The organism is Hyalangium ruber (assembly GCF_034259325.1).
GTDB classification, from domain to species: Bacteria; Myxococcota; Myxococcia; order Myxococcales; family Myxococcaceae; genus Hyalangium_A; species Hyalangium_A rubrum.
The window spans coordinates 115,514-131,685 of record NZ_JAXIVS010000021.1 but is presented as its reverse complement, the minus strand read 5'-3'; the positions used below and the strand labels follow the sequence as shown (position 1 = coordinate 131,685).

Below are 16,172 nucleotides of genomic sequence, written 5' to 3'. Positions count from 1 at the left end.
CTCCCGCGATGACCGACACCATCGAACTGTCCAAGGCCTACGAGCCCACCGAAGTCGAAGACCGCTGGTCCGACTTCTGGCTCGAGCGTAACTACTTCCGCGCCGAGGCGACCTCCGAGAAGCCTCCCTTCAGCATCGTGCTGCCGCCGCCCAACGTGACGGGCAGCCTGCACCTGGGCCACGCGCTCACCGCCACCATCGAGGACACGCTCATCCGCTGGAAGCGGATGAGTGGCTACAACACCCTCTGGATGCCCGGCACGGACCACGCCGGCATCGCCACCCAGATGGTGGTGGAGAAGGAGCTGAAGAAGACGGAGAAGAAGAGCCGTCACGACCTGGGCCGCCAGGAGTTCCTCAAGCGCGTCTGGGACTGGAAGAACAAGTACGGCGCGCGCATCGGCGAGCAGCACCGCTACCTGGGCGCCTCGCTGGACTGGAGCCGCGAGCGCTTCACCATGGACGAGAAGTCCTCGGCCGCGGTGCGCGAGGTGTTCGTCCGGCTGTACGAGGAGGGCCTCATCTACCGGGCCCAGAAGCTCATCAACTGGTGCCCCTCGTGCCACACCGCGCTGAGTGACCTGGAAGTCGAGCACGACGAGGCCCAGAAGGGCTCGATCTGGCACATCCGCTATCCGGTGAAGGGCAGTGACCGGACGCTCACGGTGGCCACCACGCGCCCGGAGACGATGCTCGGCGACACCGCGGTGGCCATCCACCCGGAGGACCCGCGCTACACGGGGCTGGCGGGAGGCACCGTGGTGCTGCCGCTGGTCGACCGCGAGATTCCCATCGTCGCGGACGCCGAGCTGGTGAACATGGAGTTCGGCACCGGCGTGGTGAAGGTGACGCCGGCGCACGACTTCAACGACTACCAGACGGGCCTTCGGCACAACCTGCCGATGATCTCGATCTTCGATGAGAACGCGCGCACCAACAAAGAGGCCGGCCTGTACGCGGGGCTGGACCGCTACGAGGCGCGCAAGAAGGTCCTCGAAGAGCTGAGCCTGCAGGGCTACCTGGACAAGGAGGAGCCGCACACGCTCTCCGTGGGGCACTGCCAGCGGTGCAACACGGTGGTGGAGCCGCGCCTGTCCCCGCAGTGGTTCGTGAAGACCGAGCCGCTGGCCAAGCCCGCCATCGAGGCGGTGGAGCAGGGCCGCACCAAGTTCGTCCCCGAATCGTGGACGGCCACCTACTTCCAGTGGATGCGCAACATCCACGACTGGTGCGTCAGCCGCCAGCTCTGGTGGGGCCATCAGATTCCCGCCTACTACTGCACGGCGTGCAGCCCGCGGCTGGGGGATGACACCGACCTGCCCATCGACGCGCCCACGGTGCGGCTGGGGGGCATCGACTTCTCCCGCGCGGATCCCATCGTCGCCCGCCAGCAGCCGACGGCCTGCCCCAAGTGCGCCGGCTCGAGCTTCACGCAGGATCCGGACGTGCTGGACACCTGGTTCAGCTCCGCGCTCTGGCCCTTCTCCACGCTGGGCTGGCCGGAGAAGACGCCCGAGCTGAAGACCTTCTATCCGACGTCCGTCATGGAGACGGGCCACGACATCATCTTCTTCTGGGTCGCCCGGATGATGATGATGGGCCTGCACTTCATGGGCGATGTGCCCTTCCGCACCGTGTACCTGCACGCGATGGTGCGCGACGAGAAGGGCGAGAAGATGTCGAAGACGAAGGGGAACGTCATCGATCCCCTCGACATCATTCGCGGCGCCACGGTGGACAAGCTCTCGCCGAGCCTGCGCAACAAGTTCCCGCAGGGCATGCCGGCGTATGGCGCGGACGCGCTGCGCTTCACGCTGGCCTCGCTCACGCAGCAGGGCCGCGACATCAAGCTCTCCATGGAGCGGGTGGCCGGCTACAAGGCCTTCTGCAACAAGCTGTGGAACGCCAGCCGCTTCGCGCTGATGAACATGGGCGACTTCCAGCTCGACTCGCGCCCCATCAAGGAGCGCGACCTGACGCTGGCCGACCGGTGGATCCTCGCGCGGCTGCAGCGCGCCACCGTGGACACGCGCCTGGCGCTGGAGCAGTACGCCTTCTCCGACGCCGCCTCCACGCTCTACCAGTTCCTCTGGTCCGAGTTCTGCGACTGGTACATCGAGCTGTCCAAGGGCGCGCTCTACGGCGATGACGCCAAGGCCAAGGACAACACCCGCGCGGTGCTCGTCTTCGTGCTGGAGCGCACGCTGCGGCTGCTGCACCCGTTCATGCCGTTCATCACCGAGGAGATCTGGCACAAGCTGCCCGTGCCGCGCACGGCCGATGCGATCATGATCTCGCCGTACCCGGAGCCGGACTCGCGGCTGGCGGACTTCGCCGCCGAGTCGGAGATGGCGCCCATCGTCGCCGCCATCGAGGGCCTTCGCACCATCCGCGGTGAGAGCAACCTGCCGCCCTCGGCCAAGCTGGTGGCGCACGTGCAGAGCCCCAACCCGGCCCTGCGGGCCACGCTGGAGCGCTGGCGCGCCTACCTCCTGCCGCTGGCGGGCCTGTCCGACGTCCACGTGGATCCGCCCGGACGCAAGCCGCCGCAGGCCGCCGCCTACGTGGGCCCGGAGCTGGAGATCTACGTGCCGCTGGCCGGCCTCATCGACGTGGAGGCCGAGCGCGAGCGCCTGTCCAAGGAAATGGCGAAGGCGGAGCAGGAGCTCGCCGGCGTGCTGCGCAAGCTGGAGAACCCCAACTTCGTCGCCAAGGCGCCGCCGGACGTCGTGGAGAAGGATCGCGCCCGCGTCGAGGAACTCAAGGAGCGCAAGTCCAAGCTGCAGGAGAACATCCAACGGCTCGCCCCGGAGGCCGCCATGGCGGAAGAGACCCGACCTGACGACGTGGAGAACACCCTCGCCAACCCCGAGTCCGCGCAGCTGAAGGTGACTCCGCCCAGCGCGCCCGCCGAGGGCGGCGTGGACCTGAGCCAGGAGCTCAAGAGCGAGCTCGAGGCCAGCTCGGACATCGTCAACCCGCAGATCACCGACGCGCTCAACAAGCTGCGCGAGGGCACCAAGGAAGGGCTGTCCGCCACGGACCACCACGACCTGGGCGTCGCGTACATGAGCATGGGGCTCGTGGACGACGCGATGCGCGAGTTCGACAAGGCCAAGCAGGGTGGGGATGAGCGCCCCGCGCCCCAGGCTGCTCCGGCCAAGAAGGCCGCGGCCAAGGTGGTCAAGGCCGCCAAGAAGGCCGTGGCCAAGGTGATCAAGGTCGCCAAGAAGGTCGCCAAGAAGGCCTCGGGTCGTAAGCCGGCGGTGAAGACCGCGGCCAAGAAGGGCGCTGCCCCGAAGCCCGCGCCGAAGAAGGCGGCCCCGAAGAAGGCCGTGGCCAAGAAGAAGGGCGCTGCCCCGAAGCCCACCGCGAAGAAGGCGGTGGGGAAGAAGGGCGCTGCTCCCAAGCCGGTCGCGAAGAAGGCGGCGGGCAAGGCGGCCCCAGCGGCAAAGAAGCCGGTGCGCAGGGCCATGGCGAAGCAGGCCGGGAAGAAGACCCCCACCAAGGCCAAGCGGTAAGGAGACAGCCTTGACGGATTACCTCGACCGCCTCATCAAGCTCGCCCTGGACGAGGATCTCGGAGCGGCGGGGGATGTCACCTCCATCGCCCTGGTGCCTCCGGAGGCGATGGGCTCGGGAGAGCTCGTCGCCAAGGAGCAGCTCATCATCGCCGGGATGGATGCCTTCGCCCGGGTGTTCCACCACGTGGACCCCGAGGTGAAGGTCGAGGTCCTCCGGCAGGATGGGGAGGAGATCAAGCCCAAGGTCGTCGCGGCGAAGGTCTCCGGGCGGTTGCGCTCGCTGCTGTCCGCCGAGCGCACCGCGCTCAACATCGTTCAGCGCATGGCGGGCATCGCCACGCTCGCGCAGCAGGCGATGACGACGGTGCGCGGCTCCAAGCTCAAGGTGCTCGACACGCGCAAGACACCTCCGGGCATGCGCGGCCTGGCCAAGGAGGCCGTGCGGCTGGGCGGGGCCTCCAACCACCGCTTTGGCCTCTTCGATGGGATCCTCATCAAGGACAACCACATCGCGGCCGTGGGCGGCTCCATCAAGGAAGCCCTCAAGCGCGCCAAGGCCCATTCGCCCCGGTTGGTGAAGATCGAGATCGAGGTCACCAGCCTCAAGCAGCTCACCGAGGCCATCGAGGGCGGCGCCGACGTGGTGATGCTCGACAACATGGACGACGCGATGATTCGCAAGGCGGTGGAGATCACCGCCGGCCGCGTCCCGATCGAGGTCTCCGGCGGCGTCACCCTGGACCGGCTGCCCCGGCTGGCCAAGCTGGGCGTGGACTTCGTCTCCATGGGCGCGCTCACGCACTCGGCGCGGGCCATGGATCTGTCCCTGGAGATCGCCACCACCAAGCGCTCGGCCCGCTCGCGCGCCTCCCGGTCCTCGAAGGCCTGAGGCGCGCGGCCGAGGCTCAGCGCGAGTTCGCGAAGACCTCGGGTCGGGGGCTGCCCTCCGCGGAGGCGGGCGCCCCCAGCTCCATCAGCGCACCGAGCGTGGGCGCCACGTCCGTGGTGCTGATCTCGTTCATGCGTGTGCCGGGCTTCACGCCCTTTCCGGCGAAGACGACCGGCACCTGCGCGTCGTAGCTGTAGGGCGTGCTGTGGTTGGTGCCCGCCGGCTCGGAGCTGACGACCAGGTAGGGACGCGGCATGTAGAGCACGTCGCCGCTGCGTCCGGCGTAGTAGCCGCGCCGCAGCGGGGCCAGGAGGCCCCCCACGTCCGGCGCCGTGTAGAGGTCATCCCTCGCCACCGCCAGGGTGATGCCGGGCTGCCGTGAGAGCCAGTCCGCCACGGCCCGCCGCACCGTCGCCCCGTCCACCTTGCTCTCGGTGAGCCCCTTGCCGCCCAGGTACACGTCCAGCTCCTCGACGGTGGCGGTCACCTCCACCTGCGGGAAGCGGGCCTTGAGTTCCTGGTTGAGTCCCTGCGCCAGCTCCTTCGGGTTCAGCCGCTGGGCGGGGAGTCCCTCCGAGGCCCAGTGCTCGGGCGCGGCCGCGCCGCCGTGGTCCGCCGAGAGGACAATGACCAGGTTGGCCTTGCCCCCAGCGGCCCGCTCGGCGGCGGTGAGGAGCTCGCCCAGCGCGCGGTCCAGCCGGTACAGCGTGTCCTGCATCTCCCAGGAGTGAGGACCGTACGCGTGGAAGACGCGGTCCGTGCCGCTGAAGCTCACCGCGAGCAGGTCCGTCACGTCGTCCTTGCCCAGGGCCTCGCCCTCGAGGGCCGCCTTGGCCGCCTGGACCAGCAGGTCATGCGAGAACGGAGAGATGGCGAGCGCCGTGTACGAGCGGGGCCCCGGGGCCGACGCGCCCCCGTTGAGGGGGTGGGGGAAGGCGCGGCCCATGTTGGCGGCGTCCACCTCGTAGGTGCGCTCGTCCTCGCCCAGGTAGTCGGCCTTGGGCAGCAGCGGCGTCCACTGCTGGGAGAAGTAGCCATCCGCCAGGCCTCGGGCGTTGAAGCCCTTGAGCCAGGAAGGGAACTCCTTCGTGTACCAGGTGCCGGTCACGAACTTGCCCACCGTCTCGTCGAACCAGTACGCCTGCCCCAGCCGCCCCGCGAGCGCGATGGCCGCCCGGCCCTTGCCCGACAGCGCCACCACCTTGCCCCGCGAGCGCGTGGAGATGCGGAGCCGGTCCCCCAGCGTCTCCGCCATCAGCGGCAGGGGGCTGGTGTCCCCCTCGGTGGCGACGTTCAGCGGCACCTCCAGCACCGGGTGCGTGTCGTCCCGGAACACGCTCGAGGGGACGCCCGTGGCCCGGTCCACCACCCGGTTGTCCACGATGCCGTGTCGCCAGGGGTTGGCGCCGGTAATCAGGGTGGCGTGGCCCGGCGCGGTGCGCGCCTTGGCGTACTGCACCCGCGCGTAGGGGTAGAAGGCTCCCCCGTCCAGCAGCTGGCGCAGGCCGCTCTTGAACTTCGGGCGTGAGCGCAGCAGCAGGTCCGTGCCGAGCGCATCCACGGTGATGAAGAGCGTCAGCCGGGGCGGCTTGGCGAGCGCGGGGAGGGCAACGAGGACCAGGGCCAGGGCGAGAGGGCGCACCATAGGGGCCACATCTTCGCCGCCAGTTGGTCAGAAGCAATCAACTGCCCACCTGGGCTGCTTGGAGGGGCGACACCGCCCTGTTACGGTCCGCGCCCGAATGGTGGAGGCGCGGCTACGAGTCATCTACGGCGACACGGACCAGATGGGCGTCGTCTATCACGCCAACTACTTCCGCTATTTCGAGTTCTCCCGCATGGAGTACTTCCGCGCGAGGGGCGGTAGCTACGTCGAGCTGGAGGCCCAGGGCTTCATGCTGCCCGTCGTCGAGGCCTCGTGTCAGTACAAGTCACCGGCGCGATATGACGATCTGCTCCTCATCCGCCCCAAGGTGAGCGAGCTGCGCCGCGCCTCGCTCGTCTTCACCTATGAAGTGGTCCGCGAGCGCGAGCCGGCCTCGCTGCTGTGTACCGGCACGACGGTACACGCCTGTCTGGGGCGCGACGGCAAGCTGAAGCGCATTCCGGACAGCCTCGCGCGCCTCATCGAAACGTCTTCCTGAAGGTTCCAACCGTTATTCCAAGGAGTTCGACATGGATCGCAACCTGGCAATCGAGGCTGTGCGCGTCACCGAGATGGCGGCCATTGCCTCCGCCCGTCTGATGGGCCGCGGCACCAAGAACGAGTCGGATCAGGCCGCCGTGGACGCCATGCGCAAGGCCTTCGACGCGCTCTACATCGACGGCACCGTCGTCATCGGCGAGGGCGAGCGCGACGAGGCGCCCATGCTCTACATCGGTGAGAAGGTCGGCAAGCGCCAGGAGGGCGCCCCCGAGGTGGACATCGCCCTGGACCCGTTGGAGGGCACCAACCTGTGCGCCTACGGTCGTCCGGGTGCCATCTCCGTGGTGGCCATGGCCGGCAAGGGCGGGCTGCTCAATGCGCCCGACACGTACATGGAGAAGCTGGCGGTGGGCCCGGCCGCCAAGGGCGCGATCGATCTGCGCCGCTCCGCCACCGAGAACCTGCGCGCTGTCGCCGAGAAGAAGAAGGTCTACGTGGAGGACCTCACCGTGGTCATCCTCGACCGCGAGCGGCACGCCGACCTCATCAAGGAGGTGCGCACCGCGGGCGCGCGCGTGCGCCTCATCGAGGACGGGGACGTGGCCGGCGCCATCTCCACCTGCTTCGAGGAGACGGGCGTGGACGTGCTGATGGGCATCGGCGGCGCGCCCGAGGGCGTCATCGCCGCGGCGGCCGTCCGCTGCGTGGGCGGCGACATGCAGGGCCGGCTGGTGCCCCGCAACCAGGGCGAGATCGACCGCGCCAAGCGGATGGGCATCACCGACATGAGCAAGATCTACACGGCCGAGGATCTGGCCCGCGGCGAGGTGATGTTCGCCGCCAGCGGCGTCACCTCGGGCGACTTCCTCAAGGGCGTGCGCTTCTTCGGCGGCGGCTGCGAGACGCACTCGGTGGTGATGCGCAGCAAGACCGGCACCGTCCGCTTCGTGCAATCCATCCACAAGTTCGACAAGAAGCCGGGCTACGCTCCTTAATCGACGTCCACCCCTCGCCCCGCTCCGGAGAGTCCCATGCCAGGCGCCACCCGCTCGATCGTCATCAATGCCCCCGTGGAGAAGGTGTTCGACATCATCGTCCAGTACGACAAGTACAAGGAGTTCCTCTCCGAGGTGAAGGAGGTGCGCACCTCCGGCCGCCAGGGCAACGAGATCAACGTCCACTACAAGGTCGATGTGGTGAAGACCGTCTCGTACACCATCCGCGTCAAGGAGGAGCGGCCCACCCGCATGTCCTGGAGCTTCGTGGAGGGCGAGTTCATGAAGGACAACAAGGGCAGCTGGGTGCTCGAGCCCGCGGGCGAGGGGAAGACCAAGGCCACCTACAACGTGGAGATGTCCTTCGGCCTGCTGGTGCCCAAGACCGTCGTCAACGCCCTGGCGGAGACTTCGCTGCCCAAGATGCTGGAGGCCTTCAAGCGCCGGGCGGAGAGCACCTGATCGCTCCCCGGGTCGCTTTCACCCCAGGGCGCTCACCTGGACCCACCCAGGGCGGGCGGCCAGCCACCTTCGTTTTTTCATGGCTTGCCGCGTCGGATGGGCGTGGTAGCGGTGCTGGTTGGACGGCTTGCGGGCCGCCGTTACTGCATTACAATCAACGTACCCAGGGCGAAGGAGTCGGAGACCTCCATGACATCCCTGCCACAGGGGTGTGGCTGTGATGTCGGGTGGTGGACGAGCAACCGTGCCAGTTAGCGCAGTAAGTCCCCACGGAGGAACGAGGGTCCTTAGTTTGCATCTAACGGGAGAACTGGAACGGGTTGGGGTTGGCGGGCGTACTCCGGGGTATGTAGGCTGAGGGAGAGCGAACCCATGCTGGACGCCTTCATCATCGAAGAAATCAAGCGCCGTGAGCGCAGCCGCGAGGAGCATGAGCGGCCTGCTATTCCTCTGCCCCTGCCGATGCCGATGGACCGTCCCCGGCACCGTACGGAGACCGACGACGAGGACAAGCCGCCTCGCGGTGTGGTCGTCATCGACATGTAGCTGAGGCGCTTTCGCCTCAGCGTGGCTCCAGGCCCGCGGTAGGTGTTCCCCCTGGGAACCGCCTCCCGCGGGCTTCGCGCGTTCTGGGGTCGGTGGCGCGCGGGCTCAGCCCTGTACCAGCGCGAGCAGGTGGCGCGGGTGGTAGACGTTCCAGAAGGGCCCGCGCACGGTGTTCATCGAGTCCAGCACCAGCCGGCGCCACTCGGCGGGGATGGCCTCCTCGCCGTGGAAGGCGCCCAGCAGCGCCCCGGTGATGGCGCCGTGCGCGTCGGCGTCTCCCCCGCGGTTGACCACATCCACCAGCCCCGCCTCGAAGCTGGGGGCGTGGAGCAATTCCCAGAAGGCCAGCCGGAAGGCGATGCGCACATTCCCGTGCTGGCGGTGCAGGTGCAGCTCCGGGCCGTAGAGCATGGGGTCGGACTGCTGGGCCGCCTCCAGGTCCGCGCGCAGCAGCGTGTTGGCGGTCGTCACCTCGGAGACGTAGTCGGCGGCGGAGCGGGCCAGCATGGGCGCCGCGACGGACAGCCCGCTCAGCGCGGCGGTGATGAGTTCCTGGGGCTCGAGCTGCCCCCCGCCGGTGATGGCCTTGGCGATGGCGGAGTTGAGCGCCGCGCAGGCGAGCTGGCAGCGCGGATCGAAGTGGGTGAGGGCGGAGTCCTCCATAGAGGCCTGGATGCGCGCCGGCTCGTCCTTCGCGAAGAAGACGCCGATGGGGGCGGTGCGAACGAGGCTGCCCGTGGTGAAGGTGCGGCGGTAGTTGCGGATCCACACTCGGCGCCCCGCGGTGAGCACCGGCATTCCCGAGTCCATCTCGTCCAGCACGTCGCGCACCGGATCGCTCATGTCGAAAGCGTGGGCCTTCCAGGCACGCAGGCGGCGCGCCACGTCGGCGGCGTCGTAACGCTTGAGCTCCTTGAGGCTCCAGGCGACGCAGCAGGCCATGTGCGTCTCGTCCGTTACCTGGCCCTTGCGCAGCTCCACCACGGGCGGCTCCAGGGGCGCGTCCGGCGGGAGCCCTTCGTCCGGGGGCAGCTCCAGGCCGACCTCGGGCACAACGTCCGGGAGCTTGCCGAGCCGGGCCTTGATGATGCCGCCGGTGGGCTGGCGGCGCATGCCCTCGGCGAGCTGGGGGAAGAGGGGGGCCAGCATGTTCCGCCCGCGCAGCGGCGCGCCCAGGGCGTCTCCCACGGCGAGCCCCAGCAGGGCGCCTCGGCTGCGCTGTCCGGGAAGGGGGTCAGGCCCCTGCGGGGCAGGGCGGCGGGGCGGGGGCATGGCGGGCCTGAGAGGGGAGGTGCTTCACGGTGTGGACACTGTATCAGCCAGAAGGGTGTGCAAGCTTGCGAGCATCCGGAGCCTCTTCTAGAACCCGACGCCATGACTGAGATCTCTCAAGTGCTGGCGCGTGAAGTGCTCGACTCCCGTGGCAACCCCACCGTGGAGGCCGAGGTCCATCTGGCGGGCGGGGCCCGGGGCCGTGCGGCGGTACCGTCGGGAGCCTCCACCGGTGAACACGAGGTGCTGGAGCTGCGCGACAACGACAAGGCGCGCTACCTCGGCAAGGGCGTGCGCAAGGCCGTGGCCAACGTCATGGAGTCCATCGCCCCCGAGCTGATGGGCATGGACGCCACCGACCAGTTCTCCGTGGACATGCGGATGCGCGAGCTGGACGGCACCCCCAACAAGGGCAAGCTGGGCGCCAACTCCATCCTCGCCGTGTCGATGGCCACCGCGCGCGCCGCGGCCGATGCCTTCAACATGCCGCTCTACCGCTACGTGGGCGGCCTGCAGGCGCGCACCCTGCCGGTGCCGCTGATGAACATCCTCAACGGCGGCGCGCACGCGGACACGCGCGTGGACGTGCAGGAGTTCATGGTGGTGCCCGCGGGCGCCAGCTCCTTCGCCGAGGGCGTGCGCTGGGGCGCCGAGGTGTTCCACGCGCTGAAGAAGATCCTCAAGGCCCGCAAGTTCGCCACCGGCGTGGGCGACGAGGGCGGCTACGCCCCGGACCTGCCGGCCAATGAGGAGGCCCTCAAGCTCATCATGGAGGCCATTGGCGCGGCCGGATTCAAGGCGGGCGAGCAGCTGTACCTGGCGCTGGATGTGGCCGCGAGCGAGTTCTTCGACAAGGGCAGCAAGAAGTACCGCCTCAAGGGCGAGGGCAAGGAGTACGACTCGCAGGGCATCATCGACTACTACCGCGGCCTGTGTGAGCGCTACCCCATCGTCTCCATCGAGGACGGCATGGCCGAGGACGACTGGGAGGGCTGGAAGGGGCTCACCGACGCGCTGGGCAAGAAGATCCAGCTGGTGGGCGACGACCTCTTCGTCACCAACGTGGAGCGCCTCAGCCGGGGCATCCAGGGCGGCACGGCCAACTCCATCCTGGTGAAGGTGAACCAGATCGGCTCGCTCACGGAGACCTTCGACGCCGTGCGCATGGCGCACCGCGCCGGCTACACCTCCATCATGAGCCACCGCTCGGGTGAGACCGAGGACACCACCATCGCCGACCTGGCGGTGGCGCTCGACTGCGGACAGATCAAGACGGGCTCGGCGTCCCGCTCGGACCGCGTGGCCAAGTACAACCAGCTCCTGCGCATCGAGCAGGAACTGGGAGCCGGCGCGCGCTACGCCGGCCGCACGGCCATCAAGGCCACTCAGGTGAAGTGAGGCGCCGTGACTGAAGCACGACGCCCCCGCATCCTCGTCTCCAACGACGACGGGTACTTCTCTCAGGGACTGCAGGCGCTGGTGGATGCCGTCAGCCCCCTGGGAGAGGTGTGGGTGGTGGCCCCGGACCGCGAGCAGAGCGCGGCCTCGCACGCCATCTCCCTGCACCGCCCCCTGCGCATCCAGCAGATCCGTGAGCGCTGGTACTCCGTCGATGGGACGCCGACCGACAGCGCTTATCTGGCGATCAACCACCTCCTCAAGGATGATCGCCCCCAGCTCATGGTCTCTGGCATCAATCACGGCGCGAATCTGGCCGACGACGTCACCTACTCGGGGACGGTGGCCGCGGCGATGGAGGGAGCCCTGCTCGGGGTGCCCGCCATCGCCTTCAGCCTTGCCTCGCGCGCGCCGTTCGACTTCGGCCCGGCGGCGCGCTTCGCCCGCTCCATCGTGGCCGCGGCGCTGTCCCAGCCCCTGCCTCCCCGGATGCTCCTCAACGTGAACATCCCCGGAGGCGTGGAGCCGGACGGCTATGTCGTCACCCGGCTCGGGCGGCACTCGTACGGCTATGCCGTGGTGGAGAACGTCGACCCGCGCGGCCGCAAGTACTACTGGATCGGTGGCAGCGAGTACGAGCACGAGGACATCCCCGGCAGCGACTGCAACGCTGTCCACCTGGACAAGCGCGTGTCGGTGACGCCGCTGCACCTGGAGATGACCGACCACAGCCGCATCCCCCAGCTGGCGGGGTGGGCCATCGAAGGCTTCCGCCGCCACGAAGTGAAGGGCGGGTGAGGTTGGCGGGGCGCGGGTTCAGCCGAGCGGGCCTGGCGCTCCTGCTGGTCCTGGGAGCCGCCGGGTGCGCGGGCTCCCGGGCCTCCGCCCGACCGGAGGCGTCCGAGGAGGCCCCTCCGCCCGTGAAGGCCCTGGCGGCTCCCGCGACACCCGCGAAGGGCGCCGCCGCGGTACCCATTCCGCTGCGGGCCGCCCACCCCGAGCCGGAGCTCATCTCTGTTCGCCACCGCGTGGCGCGCGGGGAGACCCTCTTCCGCATCGCCCGCACCTACGGCGTCACCGTGGAGGACCTGAGCGCGGCCAACGGCATCAAGGATGCCCGCGGTCTGTCGGTGGGCCAGGAGTTGCTCATCCCCACCGGGGTGGCCGAGGTGGAGGAGCCCCACTCGGAGCCGGACCTGGAGCCTGTCTCCGAGGGGAAGGGGCCTCCCGTGGCGAGCCGGGAGAACCTGCCGCCGCGCCCACGGCCTCCAGCGCGCCCAGGGGGCACTCAGGCGGGGAAGGGGACGGCGCGTCCCGCACCGGCGACCCGGGGGATGCTCGACTGGCCGCTCCGAGGGGTGCTGTACGGGCGCTTCGGAAAGAAGGGCAAGGAGCCCCATGACGGCATCGACCTGGCCGCGCCTGCGGGCACCCCGGTGAAGACCGCCCAGGAGGGGGAGATCCTCTTCGCGGGCGAGCAGCAGGGCTATGGGTTGCTCGTCATCGTCCAGCACCCCAATGGCCTCATCACCCTGTATGCCCACAACCGCGACCTGAGGGTGAAGACCGGCCAGAGTGTGCGCCGCTCCCAGGTCATCGCCACGGTGGGCGAGTCCGGCCGTACCTCCGGCCCCCACCTCCACTTCGAGGTCCGCGTGGGCGGCAAGCCCGTGGAGCCGCTCGACTACCTCGGTCCCCTGCCTTCCTCCTGAGCGGGAGAGGGCAGGGGGATGGCCTGCGGGGCTGATTCCCCTAGAGTGTCACCAGTGAAGCGCCTTCTTCTCCCGTTCGTCGCCTGTCTGCTGATCTCGACGGTGGCTCGTGCCCAGGCACCAGCTTCCGCCGAGGCGCCTTCCACCCCGCCCGCCGAGGCCCCCGCCGCGCCCGCTCCCGTGCCCGAGCCGGTGGCTCCCGCGCCCGCCGAGCCCCCGGCAGAGGGTGCCACGCCGCCTGCCGCCTCGGAGGCTTCCTCCACCGCGCAGCCCGACAAGGCCGCCGCGGAGATCCCCACCGTGGCGGTGCTCGCCCTGGAGGCCAACAAGGCAGCCCAGGAGGATGCGCCCGGCATCGCCTCTCTCATCGCGAGTCGGCTCGCCGAGTCCCCCCGGCTCAAGGTGCTGACCCAGCGCGACATCGAGGCCATGTTGAGCGCCGAGCGTCAGCGCCAGCTCCTGGGCTCCGGCAGTTGTTCCCAGGGCACCTGCATCGAGCAGCTTTCGAGCATCACCGGCGCGCGCTACATGGTGACGGGCCGGCTGGATCGCTTCGGGGACAAGTACCTGCTCACCGTCAGCCTGCTGGACAGCGTGCGCGGCCGCAGCCTCGCCCGGCCCCGCGCCGAGGCGGAGACGCCGGATGCGCTCCTGCAGGTGGCCGACGCCATCGGCGAGCAGCTCCTGGCCGAGCTGGTGCCCTCCGGCAAGGTCTCCCCGGCACAGCCCCTGCTCGGCAGCGTCAAGGAGGCCCCGGGCGGAGGGCTGGTGCTGGGGCTGCGCATCAACAACTCCTTCATCAACAACCTGGTGGCCCTCAACCCCGGCGCGGATCTGGAGGTCGGCTACGCCTTCCATCCCGAGTGGGTTGGCTTCCTGCAGGTGGGCATCTCCTTCCTTCGCTCCTCGGAGGAGGGGCAGGCGGGGCGCCTCCGCGTGCTGCCCAGCGTCATTGGCGCGCGCCACTACTATCGGCTGCAACACTCCCTGCACCCGTACTGGGGCCTGGGCCTGGGCGTGCAGCTTGGCTTCGGGCAGTTCGGCCCCTTCCAGTCCACCGGCGCGCTGCCCACCGTGATTGGCTTCGGCGGACTCGAGTACCGCATCGCCGGCAAGGTGGGCTTCAACCTCGAGGTCGGCACCAACCTCGCCCAGGCCACCCTGGGGCTCGCCGAGAACGGACTCGGCGATGGCCTCAACCTCGATCTCAACGCCGGAATCTCGTACCACTTCTGAGCCCAGAGCCCCCTCCATGCCCTCGCGCCTGCGCGCCCTCCCGCTGATCGCCTTGCTTGCCGCCGCCGCTGCCTGCGACGACACCCCCAAAGTCGACCCCAAGGATCGGGCCGAGGGCCTCTACATCAAGGGCACCTCCGAGTACCTCCAGGGCAACTTCGACCAGGCGCTGCTCTCGTTCAACGAGATGAAGCAGTACGCCCCCAAGGATCCGCGTCTGCCCGCCGCCGTCGGCGAGGTGTACCTCTCCATGGGCAAGTACACCGAGGCCATCGCCGAGTTCCAGGCCGCCCTCGAGATCGATCCCAAGCGCTCCACCACCTGGAGCCGCATCGGCTTCATCCAGGTCCAGCTCGGCAAGGACGAGGATGCGCAGAGCTCGCTGCGCAAGGCCCTGGCCCTGTACCCCAATGACTTCAACGCGCTGGAGCAACTGGGCGAGCTGCACCTCAAGCGTGGCGAGAAGGACGAGGCCATCCGCCACTTCGTGCTCGCCTCTCAGACCAGCCCGGACACCTTGAAGCCCCCGCTGCTCATGCGCGGGGTGGAGGTGCTGCTGCAGGACAAGCGCAACGCGGAAGCCTTCGCGCTGCTCCAGAAGGCGGCCTCCCAGGGCGTGCGCGCGCCCGAGGTGCTCACCGCGCTCGGAGATGAGCAGGTGCGCGCCGGCAAGCTCGATGAGGCCGCGGGCTCCTACCGCGAGGCCGCCACCAAGTCGCCTCGGGATCCGGCGCTGTGGGAGCTGGTCGGGGAGATCTACGCGAGCCAGGGCAAGAGCGCCGATGCCCTGTCCGCCTTCCGGGAGTCGCTGCGCGTGAAGGACCGCGCCATCGTCCACGTGGCCATCGCCCGCCTCCACCTGGCTCGTGAGGACCGCAAGGCCGCCGAGGAAGAGCTGGAGCTGGCCCTGGGCACCGTGTCCGGTTCGGACCTGCGGGAGCTGACCGAGCTGTCGGACCTGCTCGTGACCTTCGGGCGCAAGCCGGATGCGCTGCGCATCCTCGCGGCCCTGTCGTCCGAGCCGGAGATGGCTCAGGACGTGGACCTCCAACTGCGCACCGCCCGGCTGGCGCGCGAGTTGAAGGACGCGGAGATGGTGAAGACCGTGTGCGCCCGTGTCACGGGCAAGGACGGGGGCGGCGCCGTCGCCTGCCCTTGAGAGGCTCTGCACAAACCTGTCTGACATCAGACAGGTTGAGCCAGAGCGCCGCGGAGGCCCAGAGGGGTTAGCTCCGGCCTCCGGGCAGCTTGCGGTACACGCCCACGACGATGCCCAGCAGCATCGTCGAGCGGAAGTCCGCCTTGCTCACGTAGATGGGCTGCATCGTCGCGTTGGCAGGCTGGAACCGGATGCGCTCACCCTCCGGGTAGTAGCGCTTCACCGTGGCCTCGTCCTCGATGAGCGCCACCACGATGTCCCCGGGCTGAGCGGAGGGCGTCTTGCGCACGAACAGGTAGTCCCCGTCGTGGATGCCGTCCTCGATCATCGACTGCCCCTTCACCCGCAGGGCGAAGACCTCGCGGCCTCCGGTGCCTCCGAGCAGGAAGCTGTCGATCTTGACCGAGTCCTCCGGGTTCTCCTGGGCCAGCTGCGGCGCGCCCGCCGCCACCTTGCCCAGCAGCGGCACCTCCAGGAACCCGGAGTCCTTCTTGGCGCCCAGCCCCAGCAGCAGCCGCGCTCGCTTGGTCGGCACCAGCGAGCGGCTCTGCTGCTCGCCTCGGTTCAGGTAGCCCTTGCGCTCCAGCGCCTTGAGGTGATCGTTCACCCCGTTGGTCGAGCGGATGTCCATCTGCTCGCCGATCTCTCGGATGGTGGGCGGGAAGCCCCGCGACTCCGTCTCCTTCACGATGAAGGCGAGGATCTCTCGCTGGCGTTCGGTCAGCTCTTCCATGCCACGCTCCCTCACTCGGCCAGCGACCAGGCGCTCCCCTGCCAGGGCAACAGGCTTTCAGTATCCAATCTCCCTGAACAGGCGTGTAGAGTCAATGCTT

14 protein-coding genes are annotated in these 16,172 nt (G+C 69.1%); 11 read left to right on the top strand and 3 right to left on the bottom strand.

Annotation, left to right across the window (positions count from 1 at the left end):
• Positions 1 to 8: 8 nt before the first annotated feature.
• On the top strand, positions 9 to 3,521 hold the full coding sequence (locus tag SYV04_RS39815; RefSeq protein ID WP_321551313.1) for a valine--tRNA ligase: 3,513 nt from the start codon (positions 9 to 11) through the stop codon (positions 3,519 to 3,521).
• A 10-nt stretch (positions 3,522 to 3,531) separates the two neighbouring features.
• Entirely contained in the window at positions 3,532 to 4,413 is an 882-nt protein-coding gene (nadC, locus tag SYV04_RS39810; RefSeq protein WP_321551312.1) for a carboxylating nicotinate-nucleotide diphosphorylase, read from the top strand.
• A gap of 16 nt (positions 4,414 to 4,429) precedes the next feature.
• Here the strand turns inward: nadC and SYV04_RS39805 are convergent, their stop codons facing one another.
• Positions 4,430 to 6,058, bottom strand: a complete 1,629-nt coding sequence (locus tag SYV04_RS39805) for an alkaline phosphatase family protein (protein WP_321551311.1) — start codon at positions 6,056 to 6,058, stop codon at positions 4,430 to 4,432.
• 97 nt (positions 6,059 to 6,155) lie between these two features.
• Here SYV04_RS39805 and SYV04_RS39800 point away from each other — a divergent pair, with 97 nt between their 5' ends.
• The 4 genes from SYV04_RS39800 (at position 6,156) to SYV04_RS39785 (ending at position 8,562) form a co-directional block, all read left to right on the top strand.
• The gene (locus SYV04_RS39800; protein ID WP_321551310.1) at positions 6,156 to 6,557 is read left to right on the top strand and encodes an acyl-CoA thioesterase; all 402 of its coding nucleotides are present in this window, start codon (positions 6,156 to 6,158) and stop codon (positions 6,555 to 6,557) included.
• Between the two features lie 31 nt (positions 6,558 to 6,588).
• On the top strand, positions 6,589 to 7,554 hold the full coding sequence (gene glpX, locus SYV04_RS39795) for a class II fructose-bisphosphatase (protein WP_321551309.1): 966 nt from the start codon (positions 6,589 to 6,591) through the stop codon (positions 7,552 to 7,554).
• Positions 7,555 to 7,590: 36 nt separating this feature from the next.
• Positions 7,591 to 8,016 carry a type II toxin-antitoxin system RatA family toxin gene (locus tag SYV04_RS39790; RefSeq protein WP_321551308.1) on the top strand — a complete coding sequence of 142 codons (426 nt, stop codon included), beginning with the start codon at positions 7,591 to 7,593 and terminating at the stop codon, positions 8,014 to 8,016.
• Positions 8,017 to 8,388: 372 nt separating this feature from the next.
• Entirely contained in the window at positions 8,389 to 8,562 is a 174-nt protein-coding gene (locus SYV04_RS39785; protein WP_321551307.1) for a hypothetical protein, read from the top strand.
• Positions 8,563 to 8,667: 105 nt separating this feature from the next.
• Here the strand turns inward: SYV04_RS39785 and SYV04_RS39780 are convergent, their stop codons facing one another.
• A complete protein-coding gene (locus tag SYV04_RS39780) occupies positions 8,668 to 9,834 on the bottom strand; it encodes an ADP-ribosylglycohydrolase family protein (RefSeq protein ID WP_321551306.1) in 1,167 nt (388 codons plus the stop codon).
• Positions 9,835 to 9,936: 102 nt separating this feature from the next.
• Between SYV04_RS39780 and eno the strand changes: the two genes are divergently transcribed.
• Genes eno through SYV04_RS39755 form a run of 5 tightly spaced genes read left to right on the top strand, consistent with a single transcriptional unit; the run spans position 9,937 to position 15,339 of the window.
• Positions 9,937 to 11,232 carry a phosphopyruvate hydratase gene (eno, locus tag SYV04_RS39775; RefSeq protein WP_321551305.1) on the top strand — a complete coding sequence of 432 codons (1,296 nt, stop codon included), beginning with the start codon at positions 9,937 to 9,939 and terminating at the stop codon, positions 11,230 to 11,232.
• A gap of 6 nt (positions 11,233 to 11,238) precedes the next feature.
• Entirely contained in the window at positions 11,239 to 12,030 is a 792-nt protein-coding gene (gene surE, locus SYV04_RS39770; protein WP_321551304.1) for a 5'/3'-nucleotidase SurE, read from the top strand.
• 2 nt (positions 12,031 to 12,032) lie between these two features.
• Positions 12,033 to 12,944 carry a M23 family metallopeptidase gene (locus tag SYV04_RS39765; protein ID WP_321551326.1) on the top strand — a complete coding sequence of 304 codons (912 nt, stop codon included), beginning with the start codon at positions 12,033 to 12,035 and terminating at the stop codon, positions 12,942 to 12,944.
• 54 nt (positions 12,945 to 12,998) lie between these two features.
• Positions 12,999 to 14,180, top strand: a complete 1,182-nt coding sequence (locus SYV04_RS39760; protein WP_321551303.1) for a hypothetical protein — start codon at positions 12,999 to 13,001, stop codon at positions 14,178 to 14,180.
• Between the two features lie 16 nt (positions 14,181 to 14,196).
• A complete protein-coding gene (locus SYV04_RS39755) occupies positions 14,197 to 15,339 on the top strand; it encodes a tetratricopeptide repeat protein (RefSeq protein ID WP_321551302.1) in 1,143 nt (380 codons plus the stop codon).
• A gap of 67 nt (positions 15,340 to 15,406) precedes the next feature.
• Here SYV04_RS39755 and lexA read toward each other — a convergent pair whose 3' ends face one another.
• A complete protein-coding gene (gene lexA, locus SYV04_RS39750; RefSeq protein ID WP_321551301.1) occupies positions 15,407 to 16,072 on the bottom strand; it encodes a transcriptional repressor LexA in 666 nt (221 codons plus the stop codon).
• Positions 16,073 to 16,172 lie beyond the last annotated feature (100 nt).

Excerpts from the sequence above, each read along its gene's own strand:
- SYV04_RS39815 (WP_321551313.1), top strand. The coding sequence starts at position 9 with ATGACCGACACCATCGAACTGTCCAAGGCCTACGAGCCCACCGAAGTC.
- SYV04_RS39805 (WP_321551311.1), bottom strand. The coding sequence starts at position 6,058 with ATGGTGCGCCCTCTCGCCCTGGCCCTGGTCCTCGTTGCCCTCCCCGCG.
- SYV04_RS39800 (WP_321551310.1), top strand. The coding sequence starts at position 6,156 with ATGGTGGAGGCGCGGCTACGAGTCATCTACGGCGACACGGACCAGATG.
- glpX (WP_321551309.1), top strand. The coding sequence starts at position 6,589 with ATGGATCGCAACCTGGCAATCGAGGCTGTGCGCGTCACCGAGATGGCG.
- SYV04_RS39790 (WP_321551308.1), top strand. The coding sequence starts at position 7,591 with ATGCCAGGCGCCACCCGCTCGATCGTCATCAATGCCCCCGTGGAGAAG.
- SYV04_RS39785 (WP_321551307.1), top strand. The coding sequence starts at position 8,389 with ATGCTGGACGCCTTCATCATCGAAGAAATCAAGCGCCGTGAGCGCAGC.
- SYV04_RS39780 (WP_321551306.1), bottom strand. The coding sequence starts at position 9,834 with ATGCCCCCGCCCCGCCGCCCTGCCCCGCAGGGGCCTGACCCCCTTCCC.
- eno (WP_321551305.1), top strand. The coding sequence starts at position 9,937 with ATGACTGAGATCTCTCAAGTGCTGGCGCGTGAAGTGCTCGACTCCCGT.
- SYV04_RS39755 (WP_321551302.1), top strand. The coding sequence starts at position 14,197 with ATGCCCTCGCGCCTGCGCGCCCTCCCGCTGATCGCCTTGCTTGCCGCC.
- lexA (WP_321551301.1), bottom strand. The coding sequence starts at position 16,072 with ATGGAAGAGCTGACCGAACGCCAGCGAGAGATCCTCGCCTTCATCGTG.